The 18,971-nt window shown below is 65.2% G+C and carries 15 protein-coding genes; 2 read left to right on the plus strand and 13 right to left on the minus strand.

Features of this window, described 5'->3' with window-relative positions; all coding sequences use genetic code 11:
- Positions 1 to 26: 26 nt before the first annotated feature.
- The gene (locus OUO20_RS02460; protein WP_166673078.1) at positions 27 to 200 is read right to left on the minus strand and encodes a hypothetical protein; all 174 of its coding nucleotides are present in this window, start codon (positions 198 to 200) and stop codon (positions 27 to 29) included.
- Complete coding sequence (locus tag OUO20_RS02465) at positions 184 to 1,149, minus strand: trypsin-like serine peptidase (RefSeq protein WP_018771793.1); 966 nt, start codon at positions 1,147 to 1,149, stop codon at positions 184 to 186. The genes OUO20_RS02460 and OUO20_RS02465 overlap by 17 nt, the downstream gene beginning before the upstream one ends.
- Positions 1,150 to 1,477: 328 nt before the next feature.
- Here OUO20_RS02465 and OUO20_RS02470 point away from each other — a divergent pair, with 328 nt between their 5' ends.
- Complete coding sequence (locus OUO20_RS02470; RefSeq protein WP_144600502.1) at positions 1,478 to 3,697, plus strand: NADP-dependent isocitrate dehydrogenase; 2,220 nt, start codon at positions 1,478 to 1,480, stop codon at positions 3,695 to 3,697.
- A gap of 93 nt (positions 3,698 to 3,790) precedes the next feature.
- Here OUO20_RS02470 and OUO20_RS02475 read toward each other — a convergent pair whose 3' ends face one another.
- The 7 genes from OUO20_RS02475 to OUO20_RS02505 all read right to left on the minus strand — a co-directional run bounded on the left by OUO20_RS02475 (position 3,791) and on the right by OUO20_RS02505 (position 12,182).
- The gene (locus tag OUO20_RS02475; protein ID WP_018771791.1) at positions 3,791 to 4,303 is read right to left on the minus strand and encodes a hypothetical protein; all 513 of its coding nucleotides are present in this window, start codon (positions 4,301 to 4,303) and stop codon (positions 3,791 to 3,793) included.
- Positions 4,300 to 5,583, minus strand: a complete 1,284-nt coding sequence (locus tag OUO20_RS02480) for a serine/threonine-protein kinase (protein WP_026266154.1) — start codon at positions 5,581 to 5,583, stop codon at positions 4,300 to 4,302. Before OUO20_RS02480 ends, OUO20_RS02475 begins: the two co-directional genes overlap by 4 nt.
- 282 nt (positions 5,584 to 5,865) lie before the next feature.
- Complete coding sequence (locus tag OUO20_RS02485; RefSeq protein ID WP_268002791.1) at positions 5,866 to 7,554, minus strand: hypothetical protein; 1,689 nt, start codon at positions 7,552 to 7,554, stop codon at positions 5,866 to 5,868.
- An 88-nt stretch (positions 7,555 to 7,642) separates the two neighbouring features.
- The gene (locus OUO20_RS02490) at positions 7,643 to 8,611 is read right to left on the minus strand and encodes a hypothetical protein (protein ID WP_268002792.1); all 969 of its coding nucleotides are present in this window, start codon (positions 8,609 to 8,611) and stop codon (positions 7,643 to 7,645) included.
- 208 nt (positions 8,612 to 8,819) lie between these two features.
- On the minus strand, positions 8,820 to 9,890 hold the full coding sequence (locus OUO20_RS02495; protein ID WP_268002793.1) for a Gfo/Idh/MocA family protein: 1,071 nt from the start codon (positions 9,888 to 9,890) through the stop codon (positions 8,820 to 8,822).
- A gap of 121 nt (positions 9,891 to 10,011) precedes the next feature.
- Entirely contained in the window at positions 10,012 to 10,719 is a 708-nt protein-coding gene (locus OUO20_RS02500) for an ABC transporter ATP-binding protein (protein WP_018770244.1), read from the minus strand.
- Positions 10,720 to 10,721: 2 nt separating this feature from the next.
- Positions 10,722 to 12,182, minus strand: a complete 1,461-nt coding sequence (locus tag OUO20_RS02505) for an ABC transporter permease (RefSeq protein WP_268002794.1) — start codon at positions 12,180 to 12,182, stop codon at positions 10,722 to 10,724.
- A 145-nt stretch (positions 12,183 to 12,327) separates the two neighbouring features.
- On the opposite strand from OUO20_RS02505, the gene OUO20_RS02510 reads away from it, so the two are divergent.
- Complete coding sequence (locus tag OUO20_RS02510) at positions 12,328 to 13,362, plus strand: AAA family ATPase (RefSeq protein WP_056393433.1); 1,035 nt, start codon at positions 12,328 to 12,330, stop codon at positions 13,360 to 13,362.
- Between the two features lie 172 nt (positions 13,363 to 13,534).
- Here the strand turns inward: OUO20_RS02510 and OUO20_RS02515 are convergent, their stop codons facing one another.
- From OUO20_RS02515 to OUO20_RS02530, 4 genes are all read right to left on the minus strand, one after another.
- The gene (locus tag OUO20_RS02515; RefSeq protein WP_026265927.1) at positions 13,535 to 14,629 is read right to left on the minus strand and encodes a substrate-binding domain-containing protein; all 1,095 of its coding nucleotides are present in this window, start codon (positions 14,627 to 14,629) and stop codon (positions 13,535 to 13,537) included.
- A gap of 46 nt (positions 14,630 to 14,675) precedes the next feature.
- Entirely contained in the window at positions 14,676 to 15,962 is a 1,287-nt protein-coding gene (gene mmsB / locus OUO20_RS02520) for a multiple monosaccharide ABC transporter permease (protein WP_018770240.1), read from the minus strand.
- 44 nt (positions 15,963 to 16,006) lie between these two features.
- A complete protein-coding gene (gene mmsA / locus OUO20_RS02525; protein WP_018770239.1) occupies positions 16,007 to 17,569 on the minus strand; it encodes a multiple monosaccharide ABC transporter ATP-binding protein in 1,563 nt (520 codons plus the stop codon).
- A 131-nt stretch (positions 17,570 to 17,700) separates the two neighbouring features.
- On the minus strand, positions 17,701 to 18,891 hold the full coding sequence (locus tag OUO20_RS02530) for an ROK family transcriptional regulator (protein ID WP_018770238.1): 1,191 nt from the start codon (positions 18,889 to 18,891) through the stop codon (positions 17,701 to 17,703).
- Between the last annotated feature and the right edge of the window lie 80 nt (positions 18,892 to 18,971).

Below are 18,971 nucleotides of genomic sequence, written 5' to 3' on the forward strand. Positions count from 1 at the left end.
GCGGGCGCAGTCGTCGTTGTGCCGGCTTAGTCCTGGTCAGCTGAACCGGGGCCGGGCTCCGGAAGTTGGATCTCCCGGGGCTTGGCCTCTGCCATTCGTTGCTTTGTCCAGTACTCGAGGACTTCCTCGTGTGACTGGGTCAGGTCAACGTGGCTGACAGGATCCTCGTCGGGCCCGGGTTCCTTAGGATTTTGCTGCACTGGCGTAGGTTGCCTGGATGACTGAGCCCCAGTATGGGCCGTACATCACGGCAGAACGGTTGTAGCCGTAGCTGTTGATGGAGTTCTGCACGCCATCGGAGCTGGTCCCGATGAACCACGGGCCGCCTGAGGAACCCCCGGTCATGTCGCAGGGGATGCCCTGGCTGTTGAACTGCGGGTTGTTCGGATCATTGGTTGCCGTGCCGGTGCAGCTCTTGAGGGTCTCACCGTTGTACGGGGCAGCGGCGGGGTAGCCGTAGGACTTGTAAGTCAGGCCCCGGGCCTGGTTGAAGGCCACGCCCGAGCCTCCGACCACAGCGGTGAGGTTCTTGCCGTTCAGGGGGTTCATGACGGCGAAGCCGGTGTCGTACGTCATGTCACCGTTTGAGACCCACTGGCTCGGCGCGTACAGGGCCCGTGCAGACCACTTGCCATACGGTGCTGCGCCATTCTCATAGGCAGGAACAAAGACGAAGTTGGTGGCGTACGCTCCAGGCCCCTCGTTAACGCAGTGTCCCGCTGTGGCAACCGTGCTGCCGTTGGTCGATGAGACAGCGTTGCCGGAGCACACATAGTTGGCGCCCCCCAGGGTGAAGAAGACCTTGCCGATGTGGCTGACCGGCGTTTCGCTCTTGGCAGTGCTGCCGGTGCTCTTGGTGCCCTTGGTGGAAGACGGTTTGCCCTTCTCCACGACGGCTGCGCTGGAGCGGTTGCCGCGTTCCAGTGCCTTGCCGGCCAGGGTGTCGCCGGGGATGGCGCTCTGCATCCGCTCCGGTGTCCAGTAGTCGGCAGCACCCGCCGCGTCAAGGACAGCACTGGTAACGGACGGATTCGTGTGGTCGTCCGCCGCTGCTGGTGTTGCGGTGGCGGCACCTGCACTGGTGAAAGCCAGAACGGCGGCCGCGGAGAGGCTCAGGAGGGCGGAAGCCAGAGACCTGGTGCTTGTCATTGTTGTCCTGTCTGAACGGGGAAAGGCGTGGGAATGCCAAGTGTGACCCTGCGAATTTATCCCTCCATGACAGATTTGTAAATAGTAGTGACGTATCATGTATGGCCTGCATTGTCCCGGGATGGAGCCCTGGTGGCCGGGTGCCCGGGCGCGGCGGGCACCCGGTTTCCTGCCGCCGTCGGCCGTTCTCCATCGCTGTAATCCTGCCCACGGCAGGGGTAACGCTGGGCCTCCGGTACGCTTCAAACTGGTGTCCTCGGGTAAGTTGTACATGGTGAAATAGACCGAATTTTCACAACCAAGCCGACCCACAGGGAGACGCCCGCGCATGTCCAAGATTATCTACACCCACACCGACGAAGCGCCGATGCTGGCTACCTATTCGTTCCTGCCCATCATCGAGGCGTTCGCTTCGACAGCAGGTGTGGAGGTGGAGACCCGCGACATTTCGCTCGCCGGCCGCATCATCGCCCAGTTCGGTGACTACCTGACCCCCGAGCAGCAGATCGGTGACGCCCTTGCTGAGCTCGGTGAGCTGGCGAAGACGCCGGAAGCCAACATCATCAAGCTGCCCAACATCAGTGCCTCCATCCCGCAGCTGAAGGCCGCCATCGCCGAACTGCAGGGCCAGGGCTACGCGCTGCCGGACTATCCGGACAACCCCTCCTCCGACGAGGAAACCGCCGTCCGCTCGCGCTACGACAAGATCAAGGGCTCGGCTGTGAACCCGGTCCTGCGCGAAGGCAACTCGGACCGCCGGGCCCCGCTGTCAGTCAAGAACTACGCCCGCCAGAACCCGCACTCCATGGGCGCCTGGACCCCTGACTCCAAGACCAACGTGGCCACCATGGGCCAGGATGACTTCCGGTCCAACGAGAAGTCCGTGGTCATCGAGTCCGAGGGCACCATCGCCATCCAGCTGGTCCGCGAGGACGGCTCGGTGAAGGTCCTGAAGAAGGCCTTCCCGGTCCTGGCCGGCGAGGTCATCGACGGCACTGTGATGCGCGCCGCCGCCCTGGATGAATTCCTGAAGGCCCAGGTGGCCCGCGCCAAGGAAGAAGGCGTGCTGTTCTCCGCACACCTGAAGGCCACCATGATGAAGGTCTCGGACCCCATCATCTTCGGCCACGTGGTCAAGGCCTACTTCTCCGAACTCTTCGAAACCTACGGCAAGCAGCTCTCGGCAGCCGGCATCAGCCCCAACAACGGCCTTGCCGCCATCCTGAGCAGCCTTGAGGACCTTCCCGCGGATGTGCGCGACGGCGTGCAGAACCTGATCAAGAAGGGCCTGGAAGACGGTCCCGCCCTGGCCATGGTGGACTCGGACAAGGGCATCACCACCTTGAACGTCCCCAGCGACGTCATCGTGGACGCCTCCATGCCTGCCATGATCCGCAGCTCCGGCCACATGTGGGGACCGGACGGCAAGGAAGCGGACACCCTGGCCGTCCTGCCGGACAGCTCCTACGCCGGCATCTACCAGGTGGTCATCGATGACTGCCGCGCCAACGGTGCCTACGACCCCACCACCATGGGCACTGTGCCGAACGTTGGCCTCATGGCACAGGCAGCCGAGGAATACGGCAGCCACGACAAGACCTTCGAGATCCAGGAAGCCGGCCGGATCCAGATCGTGGACGGCTCGGGCAACGTGCTGATCGAACACGAGGTTTCCGAGGGCGACATCTGGCGCGCCTGCCAGACCAAGGATGCCGCCATCCGCGACTGGGTCAAGCTGGCCGTCACCCGCGCCCGTGCCTCGCAGACCCCGGCCGTGTTCTGGCTGGACGAGGAACGCGCCCACGACGCCAACCTCATCGCCAAGGTCAACGAGTACCTGAAGGACCACGACACCAACGGCCTGGACATCCAGATCATGTCCCCGGTCAAGGCGATCGCCTTCACCCTGGAACGCATCCGCAAGGGCGAGGACACCATCTCCGTCACGGGCAACGTGCTCCGCGACTACCTCACGGACCTGTTCCCCATCCTGGAGCTGGGAACCAGCGCCAAGATGCTCTCGGTCGTTCCGCTGATGAACGGCGGCGGACTCTTTGAAACCGGTGCCGGCGGTTCCGCGCCGAAGCACGTCCAGCAGCTGCTCAAGGAAAACCACCTCCGCTGGGACAGCCTGGGCGAGTTCCTGGCGCTGGCCGTCAGCTTCGAGCACCTGGCCACCACCACGGGCAACGCCCGCGCGCAGGTCCTGGCCGACACCCTGGACCGCGCCACCGGCACGTTCCTGCTGGAGAACAAGTCCCCGAGCCGCCGCGTGGGCGAGCTGGACAACCGCGGCAGCCACTACTTCCTGGCCCGCTACTGGGCGGAGGAGCTGGCCAAGCAGACGGACGACGCCGACCTGGCCGCCGCTTTCGGTTCCGTCGCCAAGGAGCTGTCCTCCAAGGAGGAGACGATTGTGGGCGAGCTGGCCGAGGTCCAGGGCTCACCCGTGGACATTGGCGGCTACTACCGCCCCGAGGATGCCAAGGCCTCCGCGGTGATGCGTCCTTCCGCCACCCTTAATCAGGTCATCGCCGGCCTGGCCTAGCACCGGCCGCTGCTGCGGCAGCTGACAAAGAGAGGCGGTGGCCGGATCGTTCCGGACACCGCCTCTCTTTGTGCTCTTTATAGTATGGGCGGGCTAGTTCTTGCCTTTGCCTTTGTCGGCGTTGCTGTTCTTGCCGGTGTCCGCGCCGGAGCCGCCCGCGTTGCCCTGGGCCGGTGCCGGGGCGGGAGCCGGCTGGGGCGCGGGTGCCTCGGCGGTGGGGGATGGGCTTTGAGCTGCCTGCGCGGCGTTCCGGGCATCCTCGGCGGCTTTGGCCGCAGCCTGCTGTGCGGCGACAACCTCGTTCAGGTCTGCCCGGACAGCGGAGGCCACGGTGGTGATGCTGCGGCGCCGTTCCTCCGAGACCTTGCCCTTTGCCTGCAGTGAAGTGAGGTCGGCTTCAAGGCCTTCCAGTGCCTTCAGTGCCGACGCAGGATCGTTTTGGGACGACGCCTGCGTCACTTCCAGCACGCGTGCCTGGAGCTGTGCCGCAGCTTCGCGCTGAAGGCCGTTTCCCGGCGCCGCGCAGGCGCTGAGGTAGCCTGCCGCCAGAAAGGCCGCCGAGAAAGCCAGGACCAGCCGGCCCGGGATTGTCTGCCGCGGCGTCACGGCTCCACGCTTTTCTGCAGCTCCTGCAGATGGTCGCCCAGGACGCCGGTCACGGTGGGATAAGGGACGACGTCGGCGGGCCGGGCCGAGATGCTCATCATCACCGCAGCCACGGCTGCAGCAATGACAAGGACACCAAGCACGACGACCAGCCATATCCGTTGGTTCCGGGAGAGGCGGGGTGTGCGGGGAGCCTTGCCTGCGGATGCACCGGCAACCACTCCGGCCGTTGCCACTCCGCTCGTTGCCACTCCGGAACCAGCCGGCGATGCAGCAGGTTGGGCGGCTGATGCGGGATCGGCAGCCTCTGTAGAGGCCGCTGCCTCGCGCACATCATCCACCGATTCTTCAGCGGTGATCGAGGGCGGGTGGAAGGGCATGGCGGGAAGCACCCGCGTGGTTTCCGGTGCCAGTTCTCCCGGCGTTGAAGCCGGCGAGACCAGTGCCTGGCGGAGTGCCGTTTCGATGTCGGCGGCCGCAGGGCGTTCCAGCGGCTCGATGCCAGTCATGGAACGGATGAGGTCCGCCCATTCCGGGGGAACGTCGTCGGGGATCTCCGGGGCGCGGTGGAGCCGGGCAACGGCGGATTCCACTGCGCTGCCGGGGTACTCCACGGTGCCCTTGATGCACTCAAGCAGCACCAGTCCAAGGGAGTAGATATCCGTGGCTGACGAAAGGGGTTTGCCAAGGGCCTGCTCGGGGCTGAGGTAGGCAGCCGTGCCCACCATGGTGCCCGTGGCCGTGAGCCGGGTGGAATCCGCGATCCTGGCGATGCCGAAATCCGTGAGCTTGGGCCGCAGCGGCTCACCCGGGCGGATCTGGACCAGGAGGATGTTCCCCGGTTTGATATCGCGGTGGATGATGCCCAGGCCATGAACGTACGCCAGAGCGTCGGCGATGCCGGCTCCGATCACGGACAGCTCTTCCAGGGGTACCCGGCTGTGCCTGATGCGGCTGCGCAGGTCCTGGCCCTCGACGAGTTCCATGGTCAGGAAGGGCCGGGGCTCGTCCGGAATGCGGTCATCGATTCCGGCGTCGAAGAGCGTCACCAGGCCGGGGTGGTTCAGGGTGGCCAGAAGTTGGATTTCGGCTTCCTGCCGCTTAAGCTCGTCCGCATCCGGAGCCTGCGGGGCGAAGAGTTTCAACGCCACGTCACGGCCCAGCTTTTCGTCCCGTGCGCAGTACACCGACGACATCCCGCCGCGGCCTATGACCTCACCTAAACGATAGCGACCGCCGACAACTTCATTCTTGATGGAGCTAGGCGATTCCGCCACCATGACCGTTCCTCCCGGTGCGCTGCGGCACTGTCGTACCTCAAATTATACGGGCGGGACGGCGGAACCAGCGATTGACCTAGGGTTTCGCGTTGCGACACGCCGACGGCCCGGCGGCGATTTCAAACACGTTCGCCGCCGGACCATTGGCTACAAGGACATGTGTGCTGATGACATGTTTTGTACTGTGACTTGGTTGTTCGGTGGGTGTCCTCCTCTCGTCAGCCCGCCGGGTGCTGCCGCTTCAGGCGCGTGCGCGGGCGGTTTCCTTACAGGACTCAGGCCTCAGGACACCTTGCGCTTGCGGAGCATCAGGAGTCCGCCTGCCAGAAGAACCAGTGCCAGGGGAACCAGCGCTCCGTCCCAGCCGGTGTTGGCCAGGCGGGTGTGGGCTGAGCCGGTGTTGGCAAGGGCAGGATTGCCGCCAGTCGGAGTGCTCCGCGGTGTGGTGACCGGGGCGATGGCCCCGCTCACTGCGGTGGAGCCTGCCGGTGCAGCGGTGAAGTTGCCGCTTCCTGCAGTACCAGTACCGCTTGTGGAGTCATTGCCGGAAGTCGAGCCGCCGTTGCCGGCAGGGTCGCCTGACCCCGGAGTGCTGGTTCCGGGATCAAGGGTGCCGGTGTCTCCGGTGGTGCCGTCTCCCGGGGTGGTGGTTCCCGGGTCAGTGGTGCCGGGTGTGTTGGTGCCCGGAGTGCTGGTTCCGCTGTCATTACCGAGTCCGATACCCAGGTCAATGCCAAGGTCGACAACGGCATCCAAGCCGCCAGCGTCCGCAGTTCCGGTGTCCACACCGGCTCCGAGGTCGATGCCTGCGTCGACTCCACCCGATGTATCACTGCTGGTGACGCCACCGATGGTGAGGTCGAGAACTGCCTCAACGGTAGTGCCGAGCCCACTGGTATCGCCGGCACTCACGCCGCCGAGTCCCAGGTCTGCGGCTGCGTCCACGGCGAGGTTTGCCGTGGTGCCGTCCGTGGTGCCGGTGCCGGTGCTTCCGAGGCCGAGGTTTACGTCCACTGCGGCGGCCAGGTCGGTGGTGCCGGTTGTTGTGGGGTCGGTGGTGCCGGCGAGTCCCAGGTCTGCGGCTGCGTCCACGGCGAGGTTTGCCGTGGTGCCGTCCGTGGTGCCGGTGCCGGTGCCGGTGCTTCCGAGGCCGAGGTTTACGTCCACTGCGGCGGCCAGGTCGGTGGTGCCGGTTGTTGTGGGGTCGGTGGTGCCGGTGAGTCCCAGGTCTGCGGCTGCGTCCACGGCGAGGTTTGCCGTGGTGCCGTCCGTGGTCCCGTCCGTGGTGGTGCCGGTGCTTCCGAGGCCGAGGTTTACGTCCACTGCGGCGGCCAGGTCGGTGGTGCCGGTTGTTGTGGGGTCGGTGGTGCCGGTGAGTCCCAGGTCTGCGGCTGCGTCGACGGCGAGGTTTGCCGTGGTGGCGTCCGTGGTGGTGCCGGTGCTTCCGAGGCCGAGGTTTACGTCCACTGCGGCGGCCAGGTCGGTGGTGCCGGTTGTTGTGGGGTCGGTGGTGCCGGTGAGTCCCAGGTCTGCGGCTGCGTCGACGGCGAGGTTTGCCGTGGTGGCGTCCGTGGTGGTGCCGGTGCTTCCGAGGCCGAGGTTTACGTCCACTCCGGCGGCCAGGTCGGTGGTGCCGGTTGTTGTGGGGTCGGTAGTGCCGGCGAGTCCCAGGTCTGCGGCTGCGTCGACGGCGAGGTTTGCCGTGGTGGCGTCCGTGGTCCCGGTGCCGGTGCTTCCCAGGCCGAGGTTTACGTCCACTGCGGCGGCGACGCCTGTTGAGCCGGCCGGCGTTGGGTCACCCAGCAGGCCCAACGACGTCGAGTCAGCGGGCGCCGCCGCCGAGATGAGGGCGGAAGCGGAAAGATCCGTCCCGCTGGTGGTGTCCGCTGCGTTTGCGGCAGCGCAGCCGAAGGCCAGAAGGCCGCCGGCAAAGAGGGTGCTAAGCAGCCCCCTGCGAAGGGTGCAGTTCATGATGGTTACTCCTGAAGTTGAGGTAGTTCGGGCGCTTATCAGCTGCCCGTAAAGCCACGTGCTGCCCGTTGGGGGCAGACGGCCTCAACTAGTCAGGGGAAGAACCGGGGTCGAACGACACCGGCGCAGGGGCGTGCTCGGAGGCCTCGCCGGCGGGAACAGCGCCAGGGCGCTCAAAACCAAAATAGGCAGGGCTAAGCCATGCTGCGGCACCGGATGAACCGCCGGATGATCCAGCGCTGCCGGTGCCGGATCCCGGTGCGGCAGGAACCTGGGCAGGCAGCGGTGCCGGCTCGACGGGAAGGGACTGCCCCGACGCGGGGTCAGCCGGGACAGACATGCCAGCCCACGGGGAGAACGTGTTGGCCAGGGCTGCACTGCGTACCGTTGCCAAGGCCGCGCTGCCGCCGGCAACCGGCGCCGTGGGCGACGCATCCGATTCCTGCCCCGGTTCCAGCCCCGTTCCGGCCCCATCCGGAAGGATTTCCAAGGCCACGGGCTGAGCTGCCGCGGGGCCAGGGACAACCCCGGAAGGAAGATCTGCCGGCACGGCGTCAACGGCCGGGGCGGGAAGCGGAAGTGGAGCGGTGCCGGTCAGGAGATCGGCAACGGGCTGCAGCGCCGGTTCAAGTACCGGGACGGCCTCGGCTGCAGGGGCTACAACAACCTGCACCACCCCGGCCGTCACTGTGTCGGCGATCTCCCCAACGGGAGCGGAGACAGTGGAAAGGGTTCCCGCCGGAATCACCTGCTCCAGCACGGGAACGGAGTTAATGAGCTTGTCGGCAACGCCGGCGACCTGGGCTACGACAGGCTGCACCAGTCCAGGGCCTGCAGCAGGTCCGGCCGGGGAGGCAGCAGGAGCCAGTGAAACAGTGTCCGCAAGTTCGTAGGCCAAGGATGAGGCCGAGCCGGTGACGCTGCCGAGCAGGGAAGGGGAGTCAGGCCCGGCGTCGGCGGATGCTGAAGTTGACGAAAGCGCCAGCCAAGTAACAGCGGCTGCTCCGGCCAGGAGCGCTGGTCGCAGGGCACGCCATGGCGAACTCATGCTAGCCATGCGTACCACCCCCCAGTGAGCTGTGCAATCAATGCTGGCTAAAGCCTATGACTCCTTGTTGCCGCAAGTCCAGACTTTGCTAAAGGGATTTTACAAAGGGCGGGAACAAGCACTGAAGGTGTCAAGGGCGAAAGCAGGAAGTCATATGCCCCAACCTCACCGCGAAAGCCGCCTTGCCGGCGTCGAGCATCTTTCGCGGCGCCTCTTGCTAATGGCCGTCGTTGGGGTAGGTCACACCGAGCTGGGCACGAACGCCATCGAAAAGCCGCATGGTGTTCAGTGTGTCTTCGAGCGGCATCACCGGACTCTCCGTCACTCCCTGCTGGACACACCGCATTACTTCGCGCAGCTCGTAGGTGTACCCCTTGCCCACAACGTCGAAGGTTTCCGTCCGGCGGTCTTCCCACCCCTTGGTGATGAGGAGTTCGCGGGGGTTGTTGATGGAGCCCACGCTCTGCAGGAAGCCCAGGCTCCCTGCGACGGTCGCCGTGCGCGGACCGTGTGCCAGGAGTGAGGAGGTGAGCTGGACCTGGGCCGCGTGGCCGTAGCCGAGGGTCATGGCGTTCTGCGAATCCACGCCGTCGTCGTTGACGAAGCCCGTGGCGCTCACGGTGTGGGGAAAGCCAAGGGTGCCCAGCGCCCACAGGAGTGGGTAGACGGACAAGTCCAGCAACGCCCCTCCGCCGTCCTTCCGCGCCCACAACCTGGCCGTGGGGGAGTAGGGGGCGGGGAAGCCCAGGTCCGCGGTAATCCAGTGGATGTCGCCAAGTTCACCCGAAGCTGCGATCTGGAACGCCCGCTGCATCGAGGGCAGGAACCGGCTCCACATGGCTTCCATGAGGAAGAGACCTCGGCTGCGGGCAACATCGATGAGCTCGGATGCTTCCCGGGCGTTGATGGTGAACGCCTTCTCGCAGAGCACGTGCTTGCCGGCGTTGAGGGCGGCGAGAACCATCTCGTGGTGCTGCGCGTGCGGCGTGGCGACGTAGACAACGTCCACGGCGTCATCGGCGAGGAGCCGCTGGTAGCCGGGGACACCGCCGTCGTCACCATAGGCTTTTGCGAAGTCATAGGCCACGGCAAAAGCGTCCGCGCTGTCCTGTGCCCGGGAGCTGACCGCGTACAGCTCGGCGTCTTCAAGCAGCGCGAGATCCTGGGACACGGCGCGGGCGATGCTGCCCGTTGCAATAATTCCCCAGCGCAGGGGAGTCCCGGTGGCGGAGCGGGGATCCTGGTCAGGCTGGCTGGAAAGCCATGGCGTGGCGATGGGAGCAGTCATAGCTGCAATCCTGTCACAGCGGCGGGTGAGGACCGGGGACGTGCCGGCGACGGGGACAAGCAATAAAGGGGCCAGCGGTGGGGGACGGGATGTCCCCCCACCGCTGGCCCCTTGGCTGAGGTCAGGCGGAAGCGGCGACGGCGGTCCGGCCGCGGACCGGTTCCTCCGTCAGCTTGCCCTGCTGGAGGCGGAAGCGGCGGTCCGTCTTGTTCGCCAGGGCCCGGTCGTGGGTGACCACCAGGATGGTGGTGTCGTGGTCGCGGCTCAGCGAGCTGAGGAGTTCGATGATGTGGTCGCCGGTCTGTTCGTCAAGGTTGCCGGTGGGCTCATCGGCGAGGATGAGCTTCGGTTCGTTGGCCAGGGCCCGCGCAATGGCCACCCTTTGCTGTTCGCCGCCGGAAAGCCGGTTGATGCGCCGTTCGTGCTTGGACGGATCCAGCTGGACCTGCTCCAGCAATTCCCTGGCGCGCTCCAGCCGGGCGGCCTTGCGCACCCCGGCAAATTCCATGGGGAGCATGACGTTGTCCACGGCGGACAGGTTGGGGATCAGGTTGAACTGCTGGAACACGAATCCGATGTCCCGGCGGCGGTATTCCGTCAGCTTGCTGTCCGGCAGGCTCGCCAGGCTGACGCCGTCCACGACGACGTCTCCGCTGGTGGGCTTGTCCAGTGCCCCAAGGAGGGACAACAGGGTGCTCTTGCCGCTGCCGCTCTTGCCCACGATCGAGGCCAGGGTGCCCTGGTCCAGGGCGAAGCTGACGTCGTTGACCGGTTTGATGGTGCGGTCACCGGAGTTGAAGGTGCGGACCAGGTTCTTGACTTCTATCATGGCTATTCTCCTCGCAGGACTTCGATGGGACGGATGCGCGCGGTGAGCAGCGCGGGAACCAGGGCGCCGATGATGGCGACACCGAACACAGCAGCGATGCCACCGGCGATCACCCCCGGTGAGGCGCTGGCGGTCACGGAGTTCAACAGCTGGGAAGCGCCGCCGAAGGGTCCGCCCTGGCCGCCCGGGAAGCCCGCGCCACCACCGGCCCCGCCCGGGACACCGCGGCCCGTGGCGGCGGTGGTTCTGGTGGTGTTGCTGCTGATCAGTGCCGAGGCGATGCCGCCGCTGGCGAACGATGCAATGGCGGCACCGACGGCGCTGCCCAGGGCTGCCAGGACCAGTGCCTCGAGGACGAACTGCAGGCCGATGGTGCGGTTGGGCGCGCCGATCGCCTTCAGCACGCCGATTTCCCGGCGGCGCTCGCGGACCAGCATCACCATGATGAGCAGAATGATGAGCCCTGCGGTGCCCAGGGCGGCGATGAAGGCGATGAAGGAAATGTTCTTGACGCTGTCCAGCGAACTGACCGCGGTCTGCAGGTTCTGGCCCTGGGTGACATCGGCCTTGTCCGTGCCGAGAGCCGTCTGCAGGGCCGTCTTGGTGCTGGCCACGTTGTCCATGGAGTTGACCGTGACGATCATGCTGGACAGTTCACCCGGTGTGCCTGCCAGGGTCTGGGCGGTGGGGAGGGTGACATACACAGCGTTGTTGCCAAAGGTGGTGCCGGCGTCGAACAATCCCGAGACCGTGTAGGTCTGGTCGTTGATGGTGAAGGTGGAGCCAACCGTGAGGTTGTTCTTCCCTGCCAGGGTGGTGCCCAGCAGGGCACTGGTGGATGCTGCCGAGTAGTCGCCGAGCCCGGAGCCCTGCGTGATGTTCAGCGCCTTGCCGGTGGTGTCGACTTCGGCGCCAATGCCGGTGGCGGTGATCGGCAGGGACCGGACGGACTGCTGCGTGGTTCCGGTGGAGCCCGTGCTTCCGTTGGCCTGCTGGTTGCGGTTGCCAAGGGTGCCTGCGTCCACCGCCGCCGTGAGGCTGGTGGTCAGTGTGGCTGCCGCCTGGCCGCCGGGGCCTCCCTGCCCGTTCTGGCCTCCGGGCCCTGCCTGCCCGGTCTGTCCCGTTTGCCCGGCCGCGGCCTGTGCGGCCGCTTCGGTGGCATTGCGCAGCCGCAGGGAGGATGTCCCGACGACGGCACTGACGTTGGGCACGCCGGCGGCCGTGGCTGCCTGGCTGGTGGTGAGCGGCTCACCGCCGCCTTCGAAACCTTGCCCGCCGGCGGGGTTGACGGTCAGGACGGTGCCGACGGACTCATTGAGCTCCTGCACTTTCGCCCCGACCGCCTGGTTGGCTACCAGCATGGCCAGGGCAAGGCCAATGGCGACGGCCAGCACCGCGACAACAGCTGCGGTGCGGACCTTGTTTCTGAAGGCATTGCCTACGCTTCGGGCAAGGACGCTCACGTTACTCCTATGACTCAGGTGCCGGCGCGGAGGGCCGGCTTCGCATCAACCCTCGCTGGGCATCCTGTGCAGCAATCCGGCCCCACCTGTGTCTGGGCTGTGAAGGGCAGGGCCGGGAATCGAGTGCTGGTACTACAGTGGATGCATGGCTGCCAGCCGCAATCCGCTTGACGACCTGCGCGAAACCATCGGCCGTCTGGCCGATCAGCTCAAGCTGCCCGGTTCGGAGCGCGTCGACGACCTGGTGGGCGATCTCATGGCTGCGAGGCCCGGGCCGGCGCGGCCGCTGTCCGAGCTGCAGGCCGAGCTCGACGCCCTGGTCGGACTGGAGACAGTGAAGGAACAGGTGCGGGCGCTCGTCGCACTGCTGCAGGTCCAGGCCCGCCGTAAGGCGCACGGCCTGCCGGAGGTGGCCACATCACAGCATCTGGTATTCCTCGGAAACCCGGGCACGGGCAAGACCACCGTGGCGCGGCTCCTGGCCGAGATGTACCGCGCGGTCGGCCTGCTGCAGAAAGGCCATCTGGTCGAGGTCGACCGTTCGGGCCTGGTGGGGCAGTACGTCGGCACCACCGCCATCAAGACAGACCGGGTGATCCGGCGCGCGCTGGACGGCGTCCTGTTCATTGACGAGGCCTACGCGCTGGCCCCGGAGGACGGCCGGATGGATTTCGGCCCCGAGGCGATCGAGGTCCTGCTCAAGCGGATGGAGGACCACCGCCACCGCCTGGTGGTGATTGTGGCCGGGTACCCGCGGCTGATGGAGTCCTTCCTGCTCTCGAACCCCGGACTGCGCTCCCGGTTCGCCCGTGAAATCACGTTCCCCGACTACTCCGTCGACGCACTCCAGACGATCTTCCACCGGATGCTGGCCCAGCACGAGTACAGGCTGGAGCCGGGTGCGGACCAGATGCTGCGCCGCATTTTCACCGGGCTGCACGCGGGCGAGGACTCCGGCAACGCGCGGTTCGCCCGCACATTGTTCGAGCAGGCGCTCAACCGTCAGGCGCTGCGGCTGTCGCTCGACGAGGAACAAAGTCTTGACGCGCTCGATCGTGAGGCCGTCATGACGCTCACCGCGGACGACATCGTCGGGGCCGCACTGGCCTTGGGCGAGGAGCCGGAGCCGGAACCGACGCCGGAACAGGAGCAGCCACGCTGGTGGCGCTGGCTGGTCTGACCGGATCTGCCGGCGCCGCGGCTTCGGGCTGCTCCCCGGACAGCGGACTGCCCTTAAACACGAAACTGCTCCCCGTAAGTCGGAACTGAATCTTCAGTCCAACTTACGGGGAGCAGTTCAGCCGGGGGCCGGGCTTCCGGCCCCCGGGTGTACCGGCTGTTTCTGCCCTGTGCTACTTGGTGATCGGGCCCAGTACGGGATCGTCCTTGTAGGCCGTCTTGACGTTGGCAGAGGTCACGATGACCGGCTCCAGCAGGTATGCCGGAACGGTCTTGACCTTGTTGTTGTAAGACTTGTCATCGTTGATCTCCGGCTTCTTGCCTGCCTGAAGGTCCTTGACCATGGTGATGGCGTGCTCAACGAGCTTGCGGGTGTCCTTGTTGATGGTGGAGTACTGCTCGCCCGCCAGGATGGACTTGACGGACTCAACCTCGGAGTCCTGGCCGGTGATGACCGGAATCGGCTTGCCAGCTGCCTTGACCGAGGTCAGGACGGCGCGGGCCAGGGTGTCGTTGGGGGAGAGCACGCCATCCAGGGTTGCGCTGCCATAGCTGCCCGTGAGCAAGGTGTCGGCACGGCGCTGGGCGTTCTCTGCCTTCCAGCCCTGGGTTACAGCTTGCTCAAAACCTGTCTGGCCGGACAGGACCTTGAGGGTGCCGTCGTCGATCTTCGGCTTCAGGACGCTCATGGCGCCGTCGAAGAACACCTTGGCGTTGGCATCATCAGGGGAACCGGCAAACAGTTCGATGTTGTACGGACCGGACGGCTTCTTGGCCTTCATGCCGTCGAGCAGGGCCTGGCCCTGGAGGACACCGACCTTGAAGTTGTCGTAGGCCACGTAGTAGTCGACGTTCTCGGTGTTCAGCAGCAGGCGGTCGTAGGCGATGATGGTGGCGCCGCTGTCCTTGGCCTGCTTGAGCTGGGTTCCCAGCTGGGAGCCGTCGATGGCGCCCACGATAATGACCTTGGCACCCTTGGTGACCATGGCGCTGATCTGGTTCTGCTGCTCCGAAACGCCGCCGTTGGCGAACTGGACATCGGCCTTGAACCCGGCGCCGTTGAGGCCGTCGTTGAAGAGCTTCTCTGCCAGAACCCAGTTTTCACTGGTCTTCTGGGGCAATGCCACGCCGATGGACGAGTCCTGCGGGAATCCGCCTGCGCTGCCGCTGGAGCCGCCACCGGACTCGGAGCGTCCACAACCCGTCAGCGCCAGTGCTGCGATGGCAGCGACTGCCGCGGCCTTTCCTGCTTTACCAATCATTCGCATTGTTGGTTCTCTCTCTATTTGGTGTTAAAAGGTCAGGTCGCAGAGCTCAGGCTTCCCTGGCGATCGCTTCCTTGGTGGAGGTGGTTTCGTCGGGCTGAAGAGGGTTGCTGGGGCCGCCGCCGGAGGAGCGGTTGAAGTTCCTGGTCAGCATGCCAATGATCGACGTCTTGCCCTGGGACTTGTTGTAAACATCGAATGCGACCGCGATCAGGAGCACCAGGCCCTTGATGATCTGGGTCAGGTCTGCACCGACGCCGAGAAGCTGGAGGCCGTTGTTCAGGACGGCCATGACCAGGCCACCGATGATGGACCCAATCACCGTGCCCACGCCGCCGGTAACGGCCGCGCCGCCGATGAAGACTGCGGCGATGGCATCAAGTTCCCAACCGACGCCGTCGAAGGGACCCGATGCAGTGGAACGGCCAACGAAGATCATGCCGGCCAGGCCGGCCAGGATGGACATGTTCATCATCACCAGGAAGTTGACCTTCTTGGACTGGACGCCGGACAGCTCTGCCGCATGGCGGTTGCCACCCACTGCGTAGACGTGGCGGCCGATGATCGTCCGGGAGGAGATGAAGCCGTAGATCAGGACAAGGACGGCCAGGATGAGGCCGGGGATGGGGAAGGAAGTACCAGGGCGGCCCGTGGCGAACAGGTACGTGGCGTACAGGATGGCGGCGCAGACGAGGACCAGCTTCAGGACCGTAACCCACATTTCGGGAACTTCGGCACCGAGGGCATTGGCCCTGGAGCGGGACCGCAGCTCGCTGACAACCACGAAGACGGCGGCGGCAAGGCCAAGCAGCAGGGTCAGGTTGTTGTAGCCCAAGTTGGGCCCCACCTCGGGGAGGTAGCCGGAGCCAAGGTATTGGAAATCGGCGGGGACCGGGATGGTGTTGGATTTGCCAACGAACTGGTTGAAACCACGGAACAGGAGCATGCCGGCCAGCGTCACGATGAACGCCGGGATTCCGACGTACGCCGTCCACCAGCCTTGCCAGGCGCCGATCACCGCGCCCAGCAGCAGACCCAGCAGGACCCCTGCGTACCAGGGGATGCCCCAGTCACGGATGGCAAGGGCCACGGTGACGCCGACGAAGGCCGCGACAGAGCCGACGGACAGGTCGATGTGTCCTGCAATGATCACCAGCACCATGCCGATGGCCAGGATGAGGATGTAGGAGTTGCCGTTGAAGAGGTTGATGACGTTGCCGGGGGTGAGGGTCCGGCCGCTGGTGGCGATCTGGAAGAAGATGATCAAGGCCACCAGGGCGAAGATCATGCCGAATTGGCGGGTGTTTCCGCCAAACAGCTTTTTGAGGGCGTTCATGGTGTCAGTCCTTGTGTCCGGAAGGTTCTGGAATGGCCAGTGGGTCAGGCGGCTTTTCGGGGCGCGGCGGAGGTCATCAGTTTCATCAGGCTTTCCTGAGTGGCCTCGTCCTTGTTCAGGACGCCCGTGATGGCGCCTTCGAAGATCGTGTAGATGCGGTCAGACAGTCCCAGGAGTTCGGGGAGCTCCGAGGAGATGACGATGACCCCTTTGCCCTGGTTGGCCAGCTGCTGGATGATGCCGTAAATCTCGTACTTGGCCCCGACATCGATGCCGCGGGTGGGCTCGTCCAGGATCAACAGGTCGGGGTCGGTGAACATCCACTTGGCGAGCACCACCTTCTGCTGGTTGCCGCCGGAAAGCTTGGCCACGCCTTCCTCCACGGACGGCGTCTTGGTGCGCAGCGACTTGCGGTACTGCTCAGCAACCGTGAACTCCTGGTTGGGGTCCACCACGTAGTTGTGGCTGATCTTTCTCAGGTTGGCCGCAACCGTGGTGGTCTTGATGTCGTCGAGCAGGTTCAGGCCCAGGGACTTCCGGTCCTCGGTGACGTAGCCCAGCCCGGCATCGATGGCCTGCCGGACGTTCTTGAGGGTGACCTCGCGGCCGTCCTTGTAGATGTGGCCGCTGATGAACCTGCCGTAGGACCGGCCGAAGACGGAGCGTGCCAGTTCGGTCCGCCCTGCGCCCATGAGGCCGGCAAACCCGACGATTTCGCCCCGGCGGACAAAGAAGCTGGATCCCTTGCAGACGAGGCGGTCCTGGATGGCCGGGTGGCCCACGGTCCAGTCCTTGACCTCGAAAAACACTTCCCCAATCTTGGGCGTGTGCTCCGGGAACCGGGACTCGAGGGTGCGTCCCACCATGCCCTTGATGATCCGGTCCTCGTCAACCCCGTCTGCCTTGACGTCAAGGGTCTCGATGGACTGGCCGTCACGGATGATGGTGATGGAGTCGGCGATCTGCTCGATCTCGTTGAGCTTGTGGGAAATGATGATTGAGGTAATGCCCTTGGCCTTCAGGCCCAGCATCAGGTCCAGCAGGTGCTGTGAGTCCGACTCGTTCAGGGCGGCTGTCGGCTCGTCCAGGATAAGGATCTTCACGGACTTGTTCAGGGCCTTGGCGATCTCCACCAGCTGCTGCTTGCCGACGCCGATTTCCTTGATGGGGGTGTCGGGGTCATCACGCAGGCCCACGCGCGCCAGGAGGTCCAGGGACCGCAGCCGGGCTTCAGCCCAGTCGATCACCCCGCGCTTTGTGGGTTCGTTGCCCAGAAAGATGTTTTCCATGATGGACAGCTCGGGGATCAGCGCGAGTTCCTGGTGGATGATCACGATGCCGGCGTGTTCGCTGGCCCTGATGTCCCGGAAGTGCTGAACCTGCCCCTGGTAGACGATGTCGCCGTCGTAGCTTCCGTACGGGTAAACGCCGGACAGGACCTTCATGAGGGTGGACTTGCCGGCGCCGTTTTCGCCGCAGATGGCGTGGATCTCGCCGGCCTTAACCCGGAGGCTCACGTTCGACAAGGCTTTAACGCCGGGGAATTCCTTGGTGATGGACCGCATCTCGAGAATGATCGGATCCGTATGCGTGGTCTGGGACGTCATGAACCCTAACCCTCCAATGCAATGACTTCTTTGTCCGGCCGGCAAAGCGCAGGGCCGTCTGAACCAAAAGTAAACTGGATCACAGCTGTTGTCGTCAAGTCTTTAACGCAATTGCTGGGTAACGATGTGGTCTACGGCTTGCGGATCCCGGCATGCTGGAAGACCAGGGCGGCCGCGCCGAGGGCCTCTGCCCGGTCACCCAGGGAGGACATGGTGAGGGTGGTGGTCTCCCCGATGACCGGCACCGCATGCCGGATCAGCCCCCTCCGGATTGGGTCCAGGAGTATGTCCCCCAGGCCTGCCAGCGGCCCGCCCACCACGATCACCTCGGGGTTGATCAGGTTCGCAACATTGCCCAGCGCCCGGCCCACCGCCAGTCCCGCATCGTCCACCACACGCAGGGTGGCGGAGTCCCTGTTCAGGGCCTTGCGGACAATATCCGCCGGCGTCAATGGCCGGTCCTCGCCCCGGCTGAGGAGCTCAATCATGGTGGTGGTGGATGCTATGGTTTCGAGGCATCCACGGTTGCCGCAGCGGCACACCAGGCCCTGTTCGTGGATGGTGGCATGGCCTATTTCGCCGGTGATTCCAACGTTGCCGTAGTACGGCGAACCGTTGAGGATCAAGCCGGCGCCGATGCCGGAACCGATCTTCAGGAACATCAGGTTGCTGACGCCGGAGTGCTGCCCCCAGGTCACCTCGGACCATGCGCCCAGATTGGCGTCGTTGTCAACGAATACGGGGATTCTCAACGTTTCCTCCAGGTGCTGAAGGATGTTGATGCCCACCCATTCGGGAAGGATGGCCCCTTGGGCCACGGTCCCGGTCCGCCGGTCAATGGGGCCCGGAATACCGACGCCGGCGCCCACCACGGAGGTGCGTTCCACCCCGCTTTCCCGGAGTAGTTTCTCCAGTAGTTCCACCGCTGCATGGATGCCCTCATCCGCCTGGTGGCCCAGCGGGAGCAGCACTGATTCTTCAGCGATGACGTGGTAGCTGAGCGAGGCCAGGACCACCCGCAGGTGCCGCCGGCCGAAGTCGATGCCGACCGCCACGGCGCCGTTGCTGTTCAGTCGCACATTCAGCGCCCGGCGCCCTGAACTGGTTATCGGCTCTGTGGATGCCAGGCCGGAGTCAAGCATGATTTTGACGATGTTCGAGACGGTGGCGGTGGAGAGCCCCGTCTGCCGGGCGAGCTCCGCCTGCGTGGACGGGCCGCCCATGAGTGCCTCAATAATCCGCTGCTGGTTCAGTTGCCGCAGGGCGGACTGGGACCCCGGATTCTTGGGCTTGCTCCTCGTTGAGCGCGTGGTTGCGGACATGCTAAGAAGATTGCCCTATCGCTGCTCTTGTAGTCAAGAAGTTAACGCATGGCCTGTACGGGCATGCAGGAAATCGGCCG

Source organism: Arthrobacter sp. FX8, from assembly GCF_026723805.1.
Taxonomy (GTDB): Bacteria; Actinomycetota; Actinomycetes; order Actinomycetales; family Micrococcaceae; genus Arthrobacter.

Excerpts from the sequence above, each read along its gene's own strand:
- OUO20_RS02465 (WP_018771793.1), bottom strand. The coding sequence starts at position 1,149 with ATGACAAGCACCAGGTCTCTGGCTTCCGCCCTCCTGAGCCTCTCCGCG.
- OUO20_RS02470 (WP_144600502.1), top strand. The coding sequence starts at position 1,478 with ATGTCCAAGATTATCTACACCCACACCGACGAAGCGCCGATGCTGGCT.
- OUO20_RS02480 (WP_026266154.1), bottom strand. The coding sequence starts at position 5,583 with ATGGTGGCGGAATCGCCTAGCTCCATCAAGAATGAAGTTGTCGGCGGT.
- OUO20_RS02485 (WP_268002791.1), bottom strand. The coding sequence starts at position 7,554 with ATGAACTGCACCCTTCGCAGGGGGCTGCTTAGCACCCTCTTTGCCGGC.
- OUO20_RS02490 (WP_268002792.1), bottom strand. The coding sequence starts at position 8,611 with ATGGCTAGCATGAGTTCGCCATGGCGTGCCCTGCGACCAGCGCTCCTG.
- OUO20_RS02495 (WP_268002793.1), bottom strand. The coding sequence starts at position 9,890 with ATGACTGCTCCCATCGCCACGCCATGGCTTTCCAGCCAGCCTGACCAG.
- OUO20_RS02500 (WP_018770244.1), bottom strand. The coding sequence starts at position 10,719 with ATGATAGAAGTCAAGAACCTGGTCCGCACCTTCAACTCCGGTGACCGC.
- OUO20_RS02510 (WP_056393433.1), top strand. The coding sequence starts at position 12,328 with ATGGCTGCCAGCCGCAATCCGCTTGACGACCTGCGCGAAACCATCGGC.
- OUO20_RS02515 (WP_026265927.1), bottom strand. The coding sequence starts at position 14,629 with ATGCGAATGATTGGTAAAGCAGGAAAGGCCGCGGCAGTCGCTGCCATC.
- mmsB (WP_018770240.1), bottom strand. The coding sequence starts at position 15,962 with ATGAACGCCCTCAAAAAGCTGTTTGGCGGAAACACCCGCCAATTCGGC.
- mmsA (WP_018770239.1), bottom strand. The coding sequence starts at position 17,569 with ATGACGTCCCAGACCACGCATACGGATCCGATCATTCTCGAGATGCGG.
- OUO20_RS02530 (WP_018770238.1), bottom strand. The coding sequence starts at position 18,891 with ATGTCCGCAACCACGCGCTCAACGAGGAGCAAGCCCAAGAATCCGGGG.